The sequence below is a fragment of the Streptomyces sp. NPDC055400 genome, assembly GCF_053644375.1.
Genome location: NZ_JBSHLM010000003.1, coordinates 556,896 through 573,655, shown reverse-complemented (window position 1 = coordinate 573,655; position 16,760 = coordinate 556,896). Strand labels below are relative to the sequence as shown.

General features: G+C 69.9%; 16 protein-coding genes. 10 read left to right on the top strand and 6 right to left on the bottom strand.

Features of this window, described 5'->3' with window-relative positions; genetic code table 11:
- Positions 1-6: 6 nt before the first annotated feature.
- Complete coding sequence (locus tag ACWIGU_RS10710; RefSeq protein ID WP_454399463.1) at positions 7-1,476, top strand: aminopeptidase P family protein; 1,470 nt, start codon at positions 7-9, stop codon at positions 1,474-1,476.
- A gap of 127 nt (positions 1,477-1,603) precedes the next feature.
- On the opposite strand, the gene ACWIGU_RS10705 is transcribed toward ACWIGU_RS10710, so the two are convergent.
- Positions 1,604-2,065, bottom strand: coding sequence for an ATP-binding protein (locus ACWIGU_RS10705; RefSeq protein WP_454399461.1), 462 nt, complete (start codon positions 2,063-2,065; stop codon positions 1,604-1,606).
- Between the two features lie 238 nt (positions 2,066-2,303).
- Here ACWIGU_RS10705 and ACWIGU_RS10700 point away from each other — a divergent pair, with 238 nt between their 5' ends.
- The 9 genes from ACWIGU_RS10700 to ACWIGU_RS10660 all read left to right on the top strand — a co-directional run bounded on the left by ACWIGU_RS10700 (position 2,304) and on the right by ACWIGU_RS10660 (position 12,463).
- On the top strand, positions 2,304-3,110 hold the full coding sequence (locus ACWIGU_RS10700; protein ID WP_454399459.1) for a hypothetical protein: 807 nt from the start codon (positions 2,304-2,306) through the stop codon (positions 3,108-3,110).
- A 147-nt stretch (positions 3,111-3,257) separates the two neighbouring features.
- Complete coding sequence (locus ACWIGU_RS10695; protein ID WP_454399458.1) at positions 3,258-4,025, top strand: YcnI family copper-binding membrane protein; 768 nt, start codon at positions 3,258-3,260, stop codon at positions 4,023-4,025.
- Positions 4,026-4,129: 104 nt separating this feature from the next.
- A complete protein-coding gene (locus tag ACWIGU_RS10690; RefSeq protein ID WP_454399456.1) occupies positions 4,130-4,828 on the top strand; it encodes an SCO family protein in 699 nt (232 codons plus the stop codon).
- On the top strand, positions 4,825-5,400 hold the full coding sequence (locus ACWIGU_RS10685; protein WP_454399454.1) for a copper chaperone PCu(A)C: 576 nt from the start codon (positions 4,825-4,827) through the stop codon (positions 5,398-5,400). Before ACWIGU_RS10690 ends, ACWIGU_RS10685 begins: the two co-directional genes overlap by 4 nt.
- 14 nt (positions 5,401-5,414) lie before the next feature.
- Positions 5,415-7,400 carry a copper resistance CopC/CopD family protein gene (locus ACWIGU_RS10680; protein WP_454399452.1) on the top strand — a complete coding sequence of 662 codons (1,986 nt, stop codon included), beginning with the start codon at positions 5,415-5,417 and terminating at the stop codon, positions 7,398-7,400.
- Positions 7,401-7,408: 8 nt separating this feature from the next.
- Positions 7,409-8,662: an iron uptake transporter deferrochelatase/peroxidase subunit gene (gene efeB, locus ACWIGU_RS10675; protein ID WP_454399451.1), complete on the top strand. Its 1,254-nt coding sequence runs from the start codon at positions 7,409-7,411 to the stop codon at positions 8,660-8,662.
- A gap of 10 nt (positions 8,663-8,672) precedes the next feature.
- Positions 8,673-9,608, top strand: a complete 936-nt coding sequence (gene pheA / locus ACWIGU_RS10670; RefSeq protein ID WP_326774990.1) for a prephenate dehydratase — start codon at positions 8,673-8,675, stop codon at positions 9,606-9,608.
- Positions 9,609-10,364: 756 nt separating this feature from the next.
- A complete protein-coding gene (gene serS / locus ACWIGU_RS10665; RefSeq protein ID WP_454399449.1) occupies positions 10,365-11,642 on the top strand; it encodes a serine--tRNA ligase in 1,278 nt (425 codons plus the stop codon).
- On the top strand, positions 11,639-12,463 hold the full coding sequence (locus ACWIGU_RS10660) for an HAD family hydrolase (protein WP_454399447.1): 825 nt from the start codon (positions 11,639-11,641) through the stop codon (positions 12,461-12,463). The genes serS and ACWIGU_RS10660 overlap by 4 nt, the downstream gene beginning before the upstream one ends.
- Positions 12,464-12,817: 354 nt before the next feature.
- Here the strand turns inward: ACWIGU_RS10660 and ACWIGU_RS10655 are convergent, their stop codons facing one another.
- The 5 genes from ACWIGU_RS10655 to ACWIGU_RS10635 all read right to left on the bottom strand — a co-directional run bounded on the left by ACWIGU_RS10655 (position 12,818) and on the right by ACWIGU_RS10635 (position 16,696).
- Positions 12,818-13,042, bottom strand: a complete 225-nt coding sequence (locus tag ACWIGU_RS10655) for an SGM_3592 family protein (RefSeq protein WP_100597166.1) — start codon at positions 13,040-13,042, stop codon at positions 12,818-12,820.
- 156 nt (positions 13,043-13,198) lie between these two features.
- Positions 13,199-13,918 (bottom strand): ABC transporter permease, encoded by a 720-nt coding sequence (locus tag ACWIGU_RS10650; protein WP_100597167.1) that lies wholly within the window; start codon positions 13,916-13,918, stop codon positions 13,199-13,201.
- 9 nt (positions 13,919-13,927) lie between these two features.
- A complete protein-coding gene (locus ACWIGU_RS10645) occupies positions 13,928-14,839 on the bottom strand; it encodes an ABC transporter ATP-binding protein (protein WP_356277260.1) in 912 nt (303 codons plus the stop codon).
- Positions 14,836-15,741, bottom strand: coding sequence for an ABC transporter permease (locus tag ACWIGU_RS10640; RefSeq protein ID WP_454399444.1), 906 nt, complete (start codon positions 15,739-15,741; stop codon positions 14,836-14,838). Before ACWIGU_RS10640 ends, ACWIGU_RS10645 begins: the two co-directional genes overlap by 4 nt.
- Positions 15,731-16,696 (bottom strand): ABC transporter ATP-binding protein, encoded by a 966-nt coding sequence (locus ACWIGU_RS10635; protein ID WP_454399674.1) that lies wholly within the window; start codon positions 16,694-16,696, stop codon positions 15,731-15,733. The genes ACWIGU_RS10640 and ACWIGU_RS10635 overlap by 11 nt, the downstream gene beginning before the upstream one ends.
- Between the last annotated feature and the right edge of the window lie 64 nt (positions 16,697-16,760).

The window sequence follows — 16,760 nt, the reverse complement described above, 5'->3', positions numbered from 1 at the left end:
GAAGACGTGTCGGAGGAGCTCACCCCGGAGAACCCGGAGATCGCTCAGACCGAGAGCGACGAGCCGATCAAGCAGCGCAAGAACGGCCTGTACCCGGGCGTGTCCGATGAGCTCGCCGAGAGCATGAAGTCCGGCTGGGCCGACACGGAGCTGCACGGCCTCGAGCCGATCGCGCAGGCGTCCGAGACGGCCGCCCGCCGCGCCGCCCTCTCCGCGCGCTTCCCCGGTGAGCGCATCGTCGTCCCCGCGGGCAACCTCAAGACCCGTTCGAACGACACCGAGTACTCCTTCCGCGCCTCCGTCGAGTACGCGTACCTGACCGGCAACCAGACGGAGGACGGCGTCCTCGTCCTTGAGCCGACGGTCTCCGGGCACGACGCGACGATCTACCTGCTGCCGCGCTCCGACCGCGAGAACGGCGAGTTCTGGCTGGACGGCCAGGGCGAGCTGTGGGTCGGCCGCCGCCACTCCCTCGCCGAGGCCGAGCAGGTCTACGGCATCCCCGCCTCCGACGTGCGCGAGCTCGCCGGCCACCTGGCCGGGGCGAGCGGCCCGGTCCGCGTGGTGCGCGGACACGACGCCGGCATCGAGGCCGCCCTGACCGACAAGGTCACCCGCGAGCACGACGACGAGCTGCGCGTCTTCCTCTCCGAGGCCCGCCTCGTGAAGGACGCGTTCGAGATCGGCGAGCTGCAGAAGGCCGTCGACTCCACCGTCCGCGGCTTCGAGGACGTCGTGAAGATCCTCGACAAGGCCGAGGCCACCAGCGAGCGCTACATCGAGGGCACGTTCTTCCTGCGCGCACGCGTCGAGGGCAACGACATCGGCTACGGCTCGATCTGCGCCTCCGGCCCGCACGCCTGCACCCTCCACTGGGTCCGCAACGACGGCCCGGTCCGCTCCGGCGACCTGCTCCTCCTGGACGCGGGCGTCGAGACGCACAGCCTCTACACCGCCGACGTGACGCGCACGCTGCCGGTCAACGGCCGCTACACCGAGCTCCAGAAGAAGATCTACGACGCCGTGTACGAGGCCCAGGAGGCCGGTATCGCGGCCGTCAAGCCCGGTGCCAAGTACCGCGACTTCCACGACGCCGCGCAGCGTGTGCTCGCCGAGAAGCTCGTCGAGTGGGGCCTCGTCGAGGGCCCGGTCGAGCGCGTCCTCGAGCTCGGCCTCCAGCGCCGCTGGACGCTGCACGGCACCGGCCACATGCTCGGCCTCGACGTCCACGACTGCGCCGTCGCGCGCACCGAGACGTACGTGGACGGCACGCTGGAGCCCGGCATGTGCCTGACCGTCGAGCCCGGTCTGTACTTCCAGGCCGACGACCTGACCGTGCCGCAGGAGTACCGCGGCATCGGCGTCCGGATCGAGGACGACATCCTCGTGACCGAGGACGGCAACCGGAACCTCTCCGCCGGTCTGCCGCGCCGCTCGGACGAGGTCGAGGCGTGGATGGCTCAGCTCAAGGGCTGAACCACGCGCGCGTAGAGACGCGTTTGCGAAGTGGCCGGGCACGGCGTGACGGTGCCCGGCCACTGTCGTGCCCGGAGGGGTCAGGGTGTCGTGTCCGGACGGGTCGGGCTTTCGTGCCCGGAGGGGATCAGGCCGAGACCAGGGGCGCGTCCTCGCGCCACTTGAGCACCTTGTCGAAGCTGACGACCGCGCCGCCCCTGCCCGGTCGGTTGACGAAGTGGACGTGGTCCGCGAGCTCCTGGATGAGACAGAGTCCGCGGCCGTGCTCGGCGTGGTCGGGGGCGGGCTTGAGCAGCGTCGTGCCGCGTCCGCGCAGGGCCGGGAAGCCGGGACCGGAGTCGGCGACCTCGATGCGACAGGTCTCGCCCTCCAGGTAGGCCGTGACCCGGTACGCGCCCGCCGGATCGTCGGGGTCCGGATCGCCGCCGTGCTCGACGGCGTTCGCACAGGCCTCGGTGAGGGCGACGGACAGGTCGTACGAGATGTCGCGGTCCACGCCCGCGGTCTCCATGGTGTCGATCAGCAGGCGTCGGGCGAGCGGAACGCTCGCGGCCTCGCGGCGCAAGTGCAGAGACCACCAGATGCTCATGCTCCAGCCTCCAGGCCGCGGCTCGACATACCGATACGTATTGCCGCAACGGCCCCTGTGCAATCGCGTGTTTCGCGTGATACCGCCCATACGGCGGACGCGCGGACCGGTGGCGGCGGTGTACGGAGCCGGCTTCAGCGGTGTCCGGAGCCGGCTTCAAGGGGGCGGGGCGGAAGATTCCGGACCTTGTGGACCTGCCGTATGAGGCGGGTAAGCCCAGTGCGATGATGAGCCCGCCATGTCTGCCCCCCACCAGCGCGAGGCGCGCACCGGAACGGATGTCCGGCTGCTGAGGGCCGCGGTCTTCACCGCGGTCTGCGTCGCGTTGTCCGCGGCCGGACATGTGCTCGCCTCGTGCGCCACCGTCCCGCTGTGGACGCTGGGCGTCGGGTTCCTCGCGGTGTTCGCCGTGGCGGCTCCGCTCGCCGGGCGCGAGCGCTCGCTGCCGGGCATCGCCGCCGCTCTCGCGGCCGGCCAGACCGGTCTGCACACCCTCTTCGGAGTGGGCCAGCACGGCACCATGACGATGGCGCAGACCGCACAGGAACCCTCGGTCGTGGAGCGCGCGGCCCGGCTCATGTGCGGCTCCGGCATGGCGGCGATCAGCCCCGCGCAGGCGCAGAAGATCCTGTCGGACGCCGGCGTCGAACCCGGTTCCGGAACGGGCATGCACCACCACACCGCCACCGAAGCGGTCACCTCCATGCCGCTGCTGCCGTCCCTGCCGATGCTGCTCGGGCACCTGCTCGCCGCAGTCGTCGCGGGCTGGCTGCTGCGCCATGGAGACCTCGCGCTCGGCCGGCTCGTCCGCCTCTCGGCGAACTCGGCGCATGGAGTCGCCCAGGGGGCGCTCGTCCGTTCCCTGCGCGCCGCTCTCGCGCTCGTACGCGCCCTCAGGGCCGGTCTGCCCGGGGCTGCGGAAGCGGCGCCCCATGTGGTGCCCGTCGAGCTCCTCGCGCCAGTGCCCCTGCGCACGACGGCACTTCAGCACTCGGTGATCAGGCGCGGCCCGCCCGCGGGCGACGCGTTCCGTCTCGCTGCCTGACACGACACACGTACTCCACGCGGGGCCCTGTACGGGTTCCCGCACAGCGCGGAGGAGTGTCGTGCGGCACGCGCGCGTGCCCCGTTCCCGGTGCGCGCACTCACCGTTCGCCTGATCTCGCTGAACCCGAGTGGAGTGGTTTCTGCCATGAAGAGGATTTCCCGCGTCGCCGCCGTCGGTGCCACCGCCGCGTCCGCCGTCCTGGTGCTCTCCGTCCCCGCCTTCGCACACGTGAGCGTGCAGCCTGAGGGCGTCGCCGCCAAGGGCGGATACGCCGTCGTGAACTTCAAGGTGCCGAACGAGCGCGACGACGCCGCGACCACCAAGGTCGAGGTCAACTTCCCGACCGACCACCCGCTGGCCTCGGTCATGCCCGAGCCCATCCCCGGCTGGACCGCCAAGGTCACCAAGTCCAAGCTCGACAAGCCGCTGGAGATGCACGGCGAGAAGATCGACCAGGCCGTCTCCCAGGTCACCTGGACCGCCGACGGCTCGGGCAAGGACAAGGGCATCCAGCCCGGCTTCTTCCAGAAGTTCCCGCTCTCCATCGGGCAGCTGCCCGAGGACACGGACGAGCTCGTCTTCAAGGCGATCCAGACCTACGACAACAAGGAAGTCGTCCGCTGGATCGAGCCGCAGGCCAAGGGCCAGGAGGAGCCGGAGAACCCGGCGCCCACCCTGGAGCTCTCGGCCGCGACCGAGGACCACCACGGCGGCGCGGCCGACGACAGCGCCACGTCGGGTGACGACAAGGCGGCCGCGGCCTCCTCGTCGGACAGCTCCTCCGACGGTTCCTCCGACGGCTCCTCCGGCAGCGACACCACCGCACGCGCCCTCGGCATCGCCGGCATCGTCGTCGGCGCCGCCGGCGTGGCCTTCGGGGTGCTCGCGGGACGCCGTCGTACCAACAGCTGAACCAGCCGCGGGTGTGCACCGGGGCCGGCGCAGACGTCGGCCCTCCGTGGCCGCCGGCCGACCCCGGTGCACACCGGCCCGCCTCACATCTGGGACATTTTTCTATGCGCTCTCCCCGTAAGACCCCGCACACAGGTCCTCGCCGGGCCCTCCGTAAGAAGACGCTGCTCGCCGCCGGGCTCATCGCCGCGGCCTCGCTCACCCTCTCCGCCTGCGGCAGTGGTGACGACAGCGGCAAGCCCGTGGCCGAGGTCTCCGCCGAGACCGGCTCGAACAAGGCCGCGACCGTTCTCGACTCGCCCTTCAAGAAGCCGGACCTCGTCCTCACGGACACCCACGGCAAGAAGTTCGACCTGCGCGAGCAGACCAAGGGCAAGCCCACGCTGATCTACTTCGGCTATACCCACTGCCCCGACGTGTGCCCCCTGACGATGAGCAACATCGCCGTCGCCAAGAAGGCACTGCCGAAGGCCGAACAGGACAAACTCCAGGTCGTCTTCGTCACCACCGACCCGGACCGCGACACCGCGCCCGTCCTCGGCAAGTGGCTCAAGGCGCAGGACCCCGACTTCATCGGCCTGACCGGCGACTTCGCCACCATCCAGGGCAGCGCCCGCACCCTCGGCATCTCCATCGAGCCGACGGAGAAGGACAAGCACGGCAAGCTCGTCTCGATGCACGGCACCCAGGTCATCGCCTTCTCGCCGAAGACCGACGCCGGGTACGTGCTGTACGGCGAGGACGCCACTGTCGACGACTACACCAAGGACCTGCCCAAGATCATCAAGGGGGAGCAGCCGTGAGGCGTACACCGCTCGCCCTCGGCGCCACGGCGCTGGCGGCCGGACTCGCCCTCACGGCCTGCGGCTCCGGCGACTCGTCGGCGCCGGCGTCCTCCGGCAAGCCCGCAGTGAAGGTCGGCGGGGCGTTCATACCGGCGCCCGCGGGCGGCGACATGGCGGCCGGCTTCTTCATCGTGCACAACAGCGGCGGCGCCGACACGCTCAACTCGGTGACCAGCTCCATCGCCCAGCAGGTCACCCTCCACTCCACCAAGGGCGGGGTGATGAAGGAGCAGAAGTCCTTCCCGGTCCCGGCCGACGGCGAGCTCGACTTCGAACGCGGTGGCAACCACCTCATGTTCGAAAACCTCAAGCAGACGCCGAAGGAGGGCGACAAGGTGTCCGTGGAGCTGCACTTCGCCAGGTCCGGCACCGTCACGGTGACCTTCCCGGTGAAGGCCGCCACCTACAACCCGACGGCCAAGTCGGCGCACTCGTCGATGGCGTCGATGGCGTCGAAGTCGTCGATGTCGACGGCGTCGACGGCATCGCGCAAGTCGCACACGTCGCACACGTCGCACACGTCGCACTGAGGGGCTGACCGTTCGTGAAGACCATCGCTCCCCGCTTCCGGCACCTGTTGCTGCTGCTCCTCGCCGTCACCGGCGCCCTCCTCGCCGGCGCCGCGCCCGTCTCCGCGCACGCCGCGCTGACCGGGAGCGACCCGAAGCAGGGCGCGGTGGTCGAGCAGGCCCCCACCCGGGTGTCCCTGACCTTCTCGGAGGAGGTCGCCATGTCCTCCGGCTCGGTACGGGTCCTCGACCCGGCCGGGAAGCGTGTCGACACCGGCAGGACGACCGACCTCGGCGGCACGACCTACGGGGTCCCCCTCCACTCCGGGCTGCCCGACGGCACGTTCACCGTCGCCTACCAGGTCGTCTCGGCCGACAGCCACCCCGTCTCCGGGGCGTTCACCTTCTCCATCGGCGCCCCCTCCAAGACCACCGCGGCACTGCCCGACCAGACCGCGGGCGGCGGCGTCGTCGGCGGGCTCTACGGCGTCGCGCGGTACCTCTCCTACGGGGGGTTCATCCTCACCGTCGGCGGCGCGGCCTTCGTCCTCGCCTGCTGGCCGCGCGGAGCGGGCGTACGCCCCGTGCAGCGGGTCGTGGTGGGCGGCTGGGTCACCCTCACCGGCGCGACCCTCGCCATGCTCCTGATGCGCGGCTCCTACACAGGGTCCGGCGCGGTCGGTGACATCTTCGACCTGACCCTCCTCGGGCAGGTCCTGCAGACCAAGTCGGGCGCGGCACTGGTGTCACGGCTCCTGCTCCTCGCCGCTGCCGCCCTCTTCATCGCCGTGCTCTTCGGCGCGTACGAGAAGCGGACCGACCCCAAGGAGAAGAAAGACCTCGCCTTCGGGCTCGCGATCGGCGGCGCGGTCGTCGCCGCCGGTCTCGCCGCCACCTGGGCTATGGCCGAGCACGCCTCCACCGGCATCCAAGCCGGACTCGCCATGCCTGTCGACGTGCTGCACCTGCTCGCGGTGGCGGCCTGGCTCGGCGGGCTCGCCACCCTGCTCGTCGCCCTGTACCGGGCGCCGTCGATCGAGGCCACCGCCGTCCGGCGGTTCTCCCGGGTGGCGTTCTGCGCGGTCTCCACGCTGGCCGCGACCGGGCTCTACCAGTCGTGGCGCCAGGTCGGCTCCTGGTCGGCGCTCACCGGCACCCGTTACGGGCAACTGCTGCTGCTCAAGATCGGGCTCGTCGCCGTCCTGGTCGGCGTCGCCTGGATCTCGCGGAAGTGGACGGGACGCCTGTCGGAGGGCCTCGCCCCGGAGGCCGCCGCAACCACTGTGGCCGAGGAGCGCACGCGGTCGGAGGAGGCGGTGACAGTACCTACTGGCGGCGCTTCGAAGCGGTCGTCGTCGGGGGAAGGTGGTCGTGGCGAAGCGGGTTCCGGTTCCGGTGGCGATACGGGCTCCGGCGCTGGCGGCGATACGGGCTCCGGCTCAGATGTCGACGACAAGCGGTCCGCCCAGCTCGCCCGCCAGCGCGCCGCGCTCGTGACCGCTCGCGAGAAGCGCATACGGGACGCCGACCCGGGCCGCTCCGGACTGCGCCGCTCCGTACTCACCGAGGCCGGTGTCGCCGTCGTCCTGCTCGTCGTCACCACCGTGCTCACCTCCACCGAGCCGGGCCGCACCGAGGAGGAGGCCAAGGCCGTCACCGCGGCGGCCTCCCAGCGGTCGGGGCCGCTCTCCCTGAAGCTGCCGTTCGACACGGGCGGCCAGGACGGCAAGGGCACGCTTCTGATGGACATGGATCCCGGGCGCACCGGCAGCAACGACATGCACGTCTATGTGGAGCGCCCCAACGGCAAGGCGTTCGACGTCCCCGAGGTGAAGGTCTCCTTCACCCTCGCCGCGAAGAAGCTCGGCCCCCTGCCGGTCGTTCCCGACCACATCGCCACCGGACACTGGAGCGCGAGCGGCGTACAGATCCCCGTGGCGGGCGACTGGAAGATCGCGATCACCGTGCGCACATCCGACATCGACCAAGTGACCGTCAACAAGAACGCGAAGATCGGCTGACCCCCACCATGGCTCACTCCGAGAACCGGACCGACTCCGGCATCTCCCGACGGCGGCTGCTCGGCACCGCGGGCGCGACGGGCCTCGCCCTGGGCTCCGTGGGCGGCGCCGCGGGGTACGCGGCCGCCTCGTCGAACTCCCCCGACGCCGCCGCGTCGCTGACCTCCCTCGGCGCGGACCGCGTGATGTTTCACGGGAAACATCAGCCCGGCATCACGACCCCGACACAGTCCCGCGGGCACCTGATCGCCTTCGATCTCGCGCCCGGCGCCGGACGCAAGGAAGCGGCTGCCCTGATGCGGCGCTGGTCGGCCACCGCCCAGCGGCTGATGGCCGGGGAAGGCCTCGGCGACTCCGACACCGACGTTGCCGGCGACGCCGGTCCTTCATCGCTGACGCTCACCTTCGGCTTCGGCCACAGCTTCTTCTCCCGTACGGGGCTGGAGAAGCAGCGGCCGGCGGCCCTCGACCCGCTGCCCGACTTCTTCTCCGACCACCTGGACAAGGCCCGGAGCAACGGCGACCTGTGGGTGCAGATCGGCGCGAACGATGCGCTGGTCGCTTTCCACGCCCTGCGCGCGGTCCAGCGGGAGGCGGGGGAAGCGGCCAGGGTGCGCTGGCAGATGAACGGTTTCAACCGCTCGCCCGGCGCCACCTCCCACCCCATGACCGCCCGCAATCTCATGGGTCAGATCGACGGAACCAACAACCCGAAGCCGGCCGACGCCGACTTCGACAAGCGGATCTTCGTGCCCGCGTCGGGCGACCCCGCCTGGATGGCCGACGGCTCGTACGCCGTCGTACGGCGCATCCGCATGCTCCTCGACGACTGGGAGAAGCTGTCGGGGAAGGCGCAGGAGGACGTCATCGGGCGCAAGAAGTCCGACGGCGCGCCCCTGACCGGCGGCACGGAGACCACGAAGCCGGACCTGGAGAAGACCGGCGCCGACGGCAAGCTCGTCATACCCATCAACGCCCACGCGCGCATCACCCGGCCCGACCAGAACGGCGGCGCCGCGATGGTCCGCCGCCCGTTCTCGTACCACGACGGCATCGGCCACGACGGGGTGCCGGACGCCGGGCTGCTCTTCATCTGCTGGCAGGCGGACCCCCTGCGCGGCTTCGTGCCGGTGCAGCGCAAGCTCGACCGGGGAGACGCCCTGTCGGACTTCATCCGTCACGAGTCGAGCGGGCTGTTCGCGGTGCCCGGCGGGGCAGCAAAGGGCGAGTACGTGGGGCAGGCGCTGCTGGAGGCCCATTAGGGTGACCAATATGTCAGCCAGCTACGCGTATCTCGGCCCTCAGGGCACCTTCACCGAGGTTGCTCTGCGCACGCTCCCGGAGACCGCCACCCGGGAACTCGTTCCGATGGTGTCCGTGCCCGCCGCACTCGACGCCGTACGCAACGGCGAGGCCGAGGCCGCGTTCGTGCCGATCGAGAACTCCGTCGAGGGCGGCATCACGACCACGCTCGACGAGCTGGTGGCCGGCGAGCCGCTGATGATCTACCGCGAGGTGCTGCTCTCCATCACCTTCGCGCTGCTGGTCAGGCCCGGTACGCAGGTGTCGGACATCAAGACGGTGACGGCCCACCCCGCGGCTCAGCCGCAGGTCCGCAACTGGATGAAGGCGAATCTCGCCGAGGACGTGACGTGGGAGTCCGCGGCGTCGAACGCGGACGGTGCGCGACTGGTCCAGGAGGGCCGCTACGACGCGGCGTTCGCGGGCGAGTTCGCCGCGGAGCGCTACGGCCTGGTGCCACTGGTCACCGAGATCCATGACGCGGAGAACGCGCAGACGCGCTTCGTCCTCGTCGGCAAGCCGGCCCGCCCCGCCGCGCCCACCGGCGCGGACAAGACCTCCGTGGTCATCTGGCAGCGCGACGACCATCCGGGCGCGCTGCTCGAACTGCTCCAGGAGTTCGCGGTGCGCGGGGTCAACCTGATGCTGCTGCAGTCCCGGCCGACCGGCGAGGGCATCGGGAACTACTGCTTCGCCATCGACGCGGAGGGCCATATCTCGGACCGCCGGGTGGGCGAGGCGCTGATGGGGCTCAAGCGGGTCTGCCCGCAGGTGCGCTTCCTGGGCTCGTATCCGAGGGCCGGGGTCACCGTGGCGGACGTCAGGACTCCGCGGACGGGAACGTCCGACAGCGACTTCATGGCGGCGTCCGACTGGCTCGCGCGCTGCCAGGACGGCCGTTTCTGACGCCTTTGCGTTCCAGCCGGCGGCACCTTCGGGCATACGGGTTCCGGCGCCTTCGGACGTACGGCTTGCGGCACCTTCGGACATACGGGTCCCGGCACCTTCGCGCATACGGATTCTGACGGGCTTCCGGCGTCTTCGGGCGCCGGATTTCGACGTCCTCAGAACCAGTCCTACCTGCAGATTTTCGCCATCCACAGAAGTTATCCACAGGTGCGCTTCTCGACCTGGGGACAAGTCGACACCATCTCACTACATGGTCGACAAATCGCTCTACAGCGCACAACTCCGTCCACAGGCGCGCACGTCACCCCTCGTCCACTCTTTTCCTTTGATCAACTCTATAGAGCGAACCATTTCCACTCGAAAGTGCGTGTGAGATGGGTTTGGATCGGGAATCCTTCGTCGATCATGCGGCTTTCGGAACGATCTCTTCCGGCATCCACAGATCTTTCGCACAGCCTGTGGATAACTTTTCGGAGAGCCGCATTCCTGTGGACAACCCCGCCGCCAAATCCCGGCCCGCACAAGGGGATTCGGTCAAGCGGTCGTGCCGCGTCTGCCCCATTTCGGGGAATGGGACCCTTTTCATTGACCGGCGTCCACAGTGCCCGACCGGCCCCGAGAAGATCCATTTCGGCCACGAGCTTCGCCGCGCGCCGATCGCCCATTGCCGAATTCATATCCGGCAAATCGGGCATAAGGTACGCACGGGATATCGGTTCGTGCGGCGGAACCGCGCACCGGTAGCCTTGAGGGGTGATTGACCTTCGCCTGCTTCGTGAGGACCCCGACCGTGTGCGCGCCTCCCAGCGCGCCCGTGGAGAGGACGTCGCACTCGTCGACGCCCTGCTCTCCGCCGACGAGCGGCGCAGGTCGTCCGGGCTCCGCTTCGACGAGCTCCGTTCCGAGCAGAAGTCGCTCGGCAAGCTGATCCCCAAAGCCGCCCCCGACGAGAAGCAGGAGCTCCTGAAGAAGACCGGCGAGCTCTCCGCCGCCGTCAAGAGCGCCGAGGCCGAGCAGCGCGAGGCCGACGAGGAGACCCAGCGTCTCGCCCTCCTGCTGGGCAACATCGTGCACACGGACGTCCCGGTCGGCGGCGAGGAGGACTTCGTCGTCCTCGAGACGCACGGCACGATCCGTGACTTCGGCGCCGAGGGCTTCGAGCCCAAGGACCACCTGGAGCTCGGCGAGGCGCTCGGCGCCATCGACGTCGAGCGCGGCGCCAAGGTGTCGGGCTCGCGCTTCTACTACCTGACGGGCATCGGCGCGCTCCTCGAGCTCGCGCTGGTGAACGCGGCGATCGCGCAGGCCACCGAGGCCGGCTTCATCCCGATGCTGACGCCGGCGCTGGTGCGCCCGCGCGCCATGGAGGGCACGGGCTTCCTCGGCCAGGCCGCGGAGAACGTGTACCACCTGGAGAAGGACGACTACTACCTGGTCGGCACCTCCGAGGTCGCGCTCGCCGGGTACCACATGGACGAGATCCTCGACGCGGACAAGCTGCCGCTGCGCTACGCCGGCTTCTCGCCCTGCTTCCGCCGCGAGGCCGGTACGTACGGCAAGGACACCCGGGGCATCTTCCGCGTGCACCAGTTCGACAAGGTCGAGATGTTCTCGTACGTCGCTCCCGAGGACGCCGAGGCCGAGCACAAGCGGCTTCTGGAGTGGGAGAAGCAGTGGCTGACCGGCCTCGAACTGCCCTTCCAGGTCATCGACGTGGCGACGGGCGACCTCGGGTCCTCGGCCTCGCGCAAGTTCGACTGCGAGGCGTGGATCCCGACGCAGGGCAAGTACCGCGAGCTGACCTCGGCGTCGAACTGTGACGGCTTCCAGGCCCGCCGCCTGTCCATCCGCATGCGTGACGGCAAGAAGGTCCAGCCGCTGGCGACGCTGAACGGCACGCTGTGCGCGGTGCCGCGCACCATCGTGGCCATCCTGGAGAATCACCAGCAGGCCGACGGCTCCGTGAGGGTGCCCGAGGTGCTGCGTCCGTACTTGGGGGGCCGAAAGATCCTGGAGCCGATCAACAAGTGAGCCACCCTGCTCCGCTGGATCACCCGTTCCCGTACAAACTCGTCGCGACCGATCTCGACGGGACGCTTCTGCGGCCCGACGACACGGTCTCCGAGCGGACGCGTGAGGCGCTCACCGCGGTCACCGCGGCGGGCTCCGCCCACATCATCGTGACCGGGCGGGCCGTGCCCTGGACCCGGCACATCCTCGACGACCTCGGCTACGAGGGCCTCGCGGTGTGCGGGCAGGGCGCGCAGGTCTATCACGCGGGCGAGCACCGGCTGCTGACGTCGGTGACCCTCGACCGGCAGCTGGCCGGTCTCGCGCTCTCCAAGATCGAGGCGGAGGCCGGGCCGCTGGCTCTGGCCGCGAGCCGTGACGGCCTCGAGGGCGAGGTGGTCGTGGGGCCCGGCTATCAGGTGCAGGAGGGCCCCCTGCCGGTCACCCCGTTCACGGATGTCACCGAGCTGTGGGCGGCGCCGCTGAACAAGGTGTACGTGCAGCATCCGGGCATGACCGACGACGAGCTGGCCGCCGTGGCGCTGGCCGTGGCCGGTGATCTGGTGGGCGTCACGATGGCGGGCGAAGGCATCGTCGAGCTGCTGCCGCTCGGTCTCTCGAAGGCGACCGGTCTCTCGCTGGCCGCGCGCCGGCTGGGCGCGAAGGCGGCCGACACGATCGCTTTCGGCGACATGCCCAACGACATCCCGATGTTCGGCTGGGCGGCGCACGGCGTGGCGATGGCCAATGCCCACGCGGAGCTCAAGGCGGTCGCGGACGAGGTCACGACGTCGAACGCGGACGACGGCATCGCGGTCGTCCTGGAACGCCTGCTGGCCTGACGGCCTGCCGTCGCCGCGGCCGTCCGCGGGTGCCGTTTCCCTTGGGTCGCGGCACTGGAAAGTCTGGGTGGGCGGCCCGCGCACCCGGAAGGTGCGCGCTCGAAGCGGCCGCCCCGGGCAGCCTCCCCGTGAGCCGGCTCGTACGGAGTGAGTAACTACTCCGGAGCCTGCCGTGGGCTGCCCTGCTGGGAGCTCGACGGAATCTTGACCGACATCGTCTCGCTCCTCTCCCAGTAGGCGGGCGCCGTGCGCGGCGCGGTGACAGAACTACTGTGCCCCTACAGGTAGTTGGACGCCACCGAATAAAATGTGGCCAGGCGCGTGGCTGGGCCTGTCCGGCCCAAACGACAAGCCCTAGCGCTTGCGCCACTTGCGGCGGCGGGCGCGGCTGAAGAACCAGCCCGCGGGCGGCTCGTCGGAGCGCCACGGCTGGGGCTCCGGGGACTCGTTCCGCCAGCGTGCGGCGAGCATGCGGGCCCGCGCGGACGGCTCCGTGGTCTCGGCGGACCGTATGAAGTCCTCGTCGAGAGCCACGCCCTCCCAAGTCTCGTCCCGCTCACGCTCCGGCTCCGCTGTCATCTCCACTCCTCCTGGAACAGGTCACCTTTCTGGGACAGATCAGCTTCCTGTCTCTGGGACAGATCAGCTTCCTGGAAAACGGGTCGCTCTCCCGGAAAGCAGGTCACCCTCCCGACCAGTGTCCTGATGGGAGGGTGAAGCCGCTGTCAAGAGCCGTCACTCCTCGCCGGCGAGCTTCAGCGTGCGCAGCTTCTGGCCCGCGTACCAGGTGGCGAGCACGGTGACCCCGGCGAGCAGGACGGTGGCCAGAGGGAGGCCGACGTCCGAGGTGATGAGGTCGCCGCCCGCCACCTTGTGGGCCACGGCGAGGGACCACTGCTGCACGCTGAGGGTGCGCGCACCGGCCACGAGGGACCCGAAGAGCGCTTCCCAGACCAGGGCGTAGACGAGGCCGAAGACCACCGCGTGGCGCGTGATCGTGCCGAGGAGCAGGAAGAGCGCGGCGTACGCGATGGAGGCGACGAGGGCCGCGATCGTGTAGGCGACGGCGATCTGCTGCCCGTTCCCGTTCAGGATCAGGCCCGCGATGAGGGTGGGGACCGCGGAGAACACCATGGTCACGGCGATGGCGACGATCAGCTTGGTGAAGATGATCGTCGGGCGCTTGATCGGCTTCGCCAGGAGGTAGACGACGGAGCCGTCGTCGATCTCGGGGCCGATCGCGCCCGTGCCCGCGATGACGCCGATGATCGGCACCATCGTGGCGAGCGCGAACCCGCCGAGCACGTCGGCGGCGATCTGGTCGTCCGCCCCGGTGAGGCCGCGCACGAGCGCGGAGATGGCGATGAGCAGGACGGGCAGGGCACACAGGATGAGGGCCCGGCGGCGGCCGAGCAGGGCTCGGTAGGTGAGCCGGGCGACAGTGGGGTCGTACATCAGGGCCTCCTACGCCGCGACCAGATACGAGAACACGGACTCGAGGGACTCGTCGGACGGCGAGACCGTGAGCAGTCTGATGCCGTGGGCCTTGGCGACCTGGGGCAGCAGGGTGGTGAACCGGCCGAAGTCGACGGCCTGGACGCGCAACGCGCCCTCCTTGAGGTCGACTTCGATGCCCGCGGTGGACGGGTCCGCGATCAGCGCGGCCGCGAGGGCGCGGTCGTCGCTGGAGCGGATGAGGTAGCGATGCGGACGGTCGGTCATCAGGCGGCGGATCTTGCGGAAGTCACCGCCGGCCGCGTGGCGCCCGGCGACGATCACCTCGATGTGGGAGGCGAGCTGCTCGACCTCTTCGAGGATGTGCGACGAGAAGAGGACCGTGCGGCCCTCGGCGCCCATGCGGCGCAGGAGGTCCATGAGCTGCATGCGCTGGCGCGGGTCCATGCCGTTGAACGGCTCGTCGAGCAGCAGCACGGACGGCTCGTGGACGAGGGCGGACGCCATCTTCACGCGCTGGCGCATGCCCTTGGAGTACGTCGAGATCTTGCGGTCCTGCGCGTACTCCATCTCGACCGTGGCGAGCGCTTTTTGCGCCTCGTGCGTGCCGAGGCCCTGCAATTCGGCGTTGGCGACGACGAATTCGCGGCCGGTGAGGAAGTCGTACATCGCCTCGCGCTCGGGGACGATGCCGATGTGACGGTAGATCTGTTCGTTGCGCCAGATCGGCTCTCCGTCGAGGGTGACCGTTCCGTTCGACGGGGCGAGGAAGCCGCCCATCATGTTGATGAGGGTGGACTTTCCCGCGCCGTTCGGGCCGAGGAGGCCGGTGACGCCGGGGGCGATCGTCATCGTGATGTCGTTGACCGCCACCACGTTGCCGAACCAGCGCGATACGTGGTCGATGTTGATCGTGGTCACAGTCCGACCTTCCGGTAGCGGCGCATCAGGAGGCCGTAGCAGCCCGCGATGAGCCCGAGCACGACGAGCAGATAGACGACGCCCTGGCCGGTCGAGGGACCGTGTCCGCCGGGGAAGGCGGAGGTGGCGCCGAGGAAGGCGGTCTGCACGCCGTCGATGAGGGTGACCGGCGAGAAGAGGCCGAGCCATGTGATCGCGCCGCTGTTGTCCTGCGAGTCGGCGATGGCCTGGACGGTGGAGACCGCTCCGTAGGAGATGGTCAGGACGGCGATGACGGCGGCGATGCCGAAGCCGCGGCGGGGGGTGACCGCCGAGACGACGAGGCCGATGCCGGCGAAGAGCAGCGAGAGCAGGGCCACGGAGACCAGTCCCTGGGCGAATCCCTTGGTCTGTTCGGCGAAGTCGAGCTTGGCGAGCAGCGCGCCTACGTAGAGCACGATCAGCGGGGCCGCCGTCAGGGCGAAGAGGGCGGAGGTCATGGCCGCGAACTTCGCCAGGACGTAGTCACCGCGCTCGATGGGGCGGGAGAAGTACAGGGGGACCGTCTTGAAGCGCAGGTCTCGCGAGACGGACTGGGGTGCCTGGGAGGCGAGATAGAGCCCGATGACGGCCTGCAGGAGGATCGCGTAGCGCGTGTAGTCGACCGGCAGGTCCTTCATCTTGGTGGTGACGGCGACCGCGACCATGATCAGCGCGGGGGTGCACATCACTACGAAGAGCAGCATCGGCAGCACTTTGGACTTGGCCGAGCGGCCGAGGCCGTAGGAGCCGCGCAGGCTCTGGGAGAAGAGCGAGCGGCGGGCGTAGGCGCGGCCGAGGCGCGGGCCGTCGTAGTGGCGGTAGCCGATGTTGTGGATGCGGGTCTGCTCACCGGCGGGGGTGAGGGACTGCTCAACCGCCATGGGTGACCGCCTCCTTCCGCTCGTTGTCCGTCTCTGAGCGGAAGACTTCCGCGATGTGGTGCCTGCGCTGCTCCATCCGGATCAGCCCGAGGCCGAGCTCGGCGACGATGTCGCGCACGAGGTCGTAGGTGTCGTCGCTCTGGGTGGTGATCAGCACCGTGTGTCCGGCGCCGGGGAGCTCCCCGCCGGTCGTGGTCTCGATGCCGCGCCGGGCGAGGGCCTCGCGCAACGCGCGCGTGCCGTCCGGGTGTTCGTCGGAGTCGGTGACCTCGATCGCCAGGGTCGTCGTGGTCTGGGTGAAGTCCGTGGTGGAGCTGGAGCGCAGGAGCTTTCCGCCGTCGACCACGACGACGTGGTCGCAGGTGCGCTCCAGCTCGCCCAGGAGGTGCGAGGTGACGAGGACCGAGATGCCGAAGTCGGCGTGGACGCGGCGGATCAGGTCGAGCATGTCGTCACGGCCGACCGGGTCGAGGCCGTTCGTCGGTTCGTCGAGGAAGACGAGCTGCGGGTCGTGGACCAGAGCCTGCGCGAGCTTCACGCGCTGCTTCATGCCCGTGGAGTAGCCGCCGATGGGGCGGTAGCGCTCTTCGTAGAGGCCGACGTGGCGGAGGGTGTCGGCGGTGCGCTCGCGGGCCGCGGTGGGCGGCAGGCCCGACATGCGCGCCATGTGGACGACGAACTCGGTGGCCGAGACGTCGGGCGGCAGGCAGTCGTGTTCCGGCATGTAGCCGACGCGTTCGCGGATGGCGGCGCCTTCGGTGGCCACGTCGAGGCCGAGCACGGCGGCGCGGCCCTCCGTGGCGGGGGACAGACCCAGAAGGATCTTGATCAGAGTGGACTTGCCGGCTCCATTGGCTCCGACGAGTCCCGTCACACCGGGCCCGATGTCCATGGAGAGCCGGTCAAGCGCGGTCACCCGGGGGAACCGCTTGCTCAGGCTTTCGGTCGCGATCACAGTCACACCTCGAAGGTAGTGGCGCAGACCACACGGGTCGTCAGACCAGGGGGTTGTCCCTGCC

What these genes read in the sequence shown, in the direction of transcription:
- ACWIGU_RS10640 (WP_454399444.1), bottom strand. Translation starts at nt 15,741, where the DNA reads ATGGCGGTTGAGCAGTCCCTCACCCCCGCCGGTGAGCAGACCCGCATC.
- ACWIGU_RS10690 (WP_454399456.1), top strand. Translation starts at nt 4,130, where the DNA reads ATGCGCTCTCCCCGTAAGACCCCGCACACAGGTCCTCGCCGGGCCCTC.
- efeB (WP_454399451.1), top strand. Translation starts at nt 7,409, where the DNA reads ATGGCTCACTCCGAGAACCGGACCGACTCCGGCATCTCCCGACGGCGG.
- ACWIGU_RS10695 (WP_454399458.1), top strand. Translation starts at nt 3,258, where the DNA reads ATGAAGAGGATTTCCCGCGTCGCCGCCGTCGGTGCCACCGCCGCGTCC.
- ACWIGU_RS10655 (WP_100597166.1), bottom strand. Translation starts at nt 13,042, where the DNA reads ATGACAGCGGAGCCGGAGCGTGAGCGGGACGAGACTTGGGAGGGCGTG.
- pheA (WP_326774990.1), top strand. Translation starts at nt 8,673, where the DNA reads ATGTCAGCCAGCTACGCGTATCTCGGCCCTCAGGGCACCTTCACCGAG.
- ACWIGU_RS10705 (WP_454399461.1), bottom strand. Translation starts at nt 2,065, where the DNA reads ATGAGCATCTGGTGGTCTCTGCACTTGCGCCGCGAGGCCGCGAGCGTT.
- ACWIGU_RS10650 (WP_100597167.1), bottom strand. Translation starts at nt 13,918, where the DNA reads ATGTACGACCCCACTGTCGCCCGGCTCACCTACCGAGCCCTGCTCGGC.
- ACWIGU_RS10700 (WP_454399459.1), top strand. Translation starts at nt 2,304, where the DNA reads ATGTCTGCCCCCCACCAGCGCGAGGCGCGCACCGGAACGGATGTCCGG.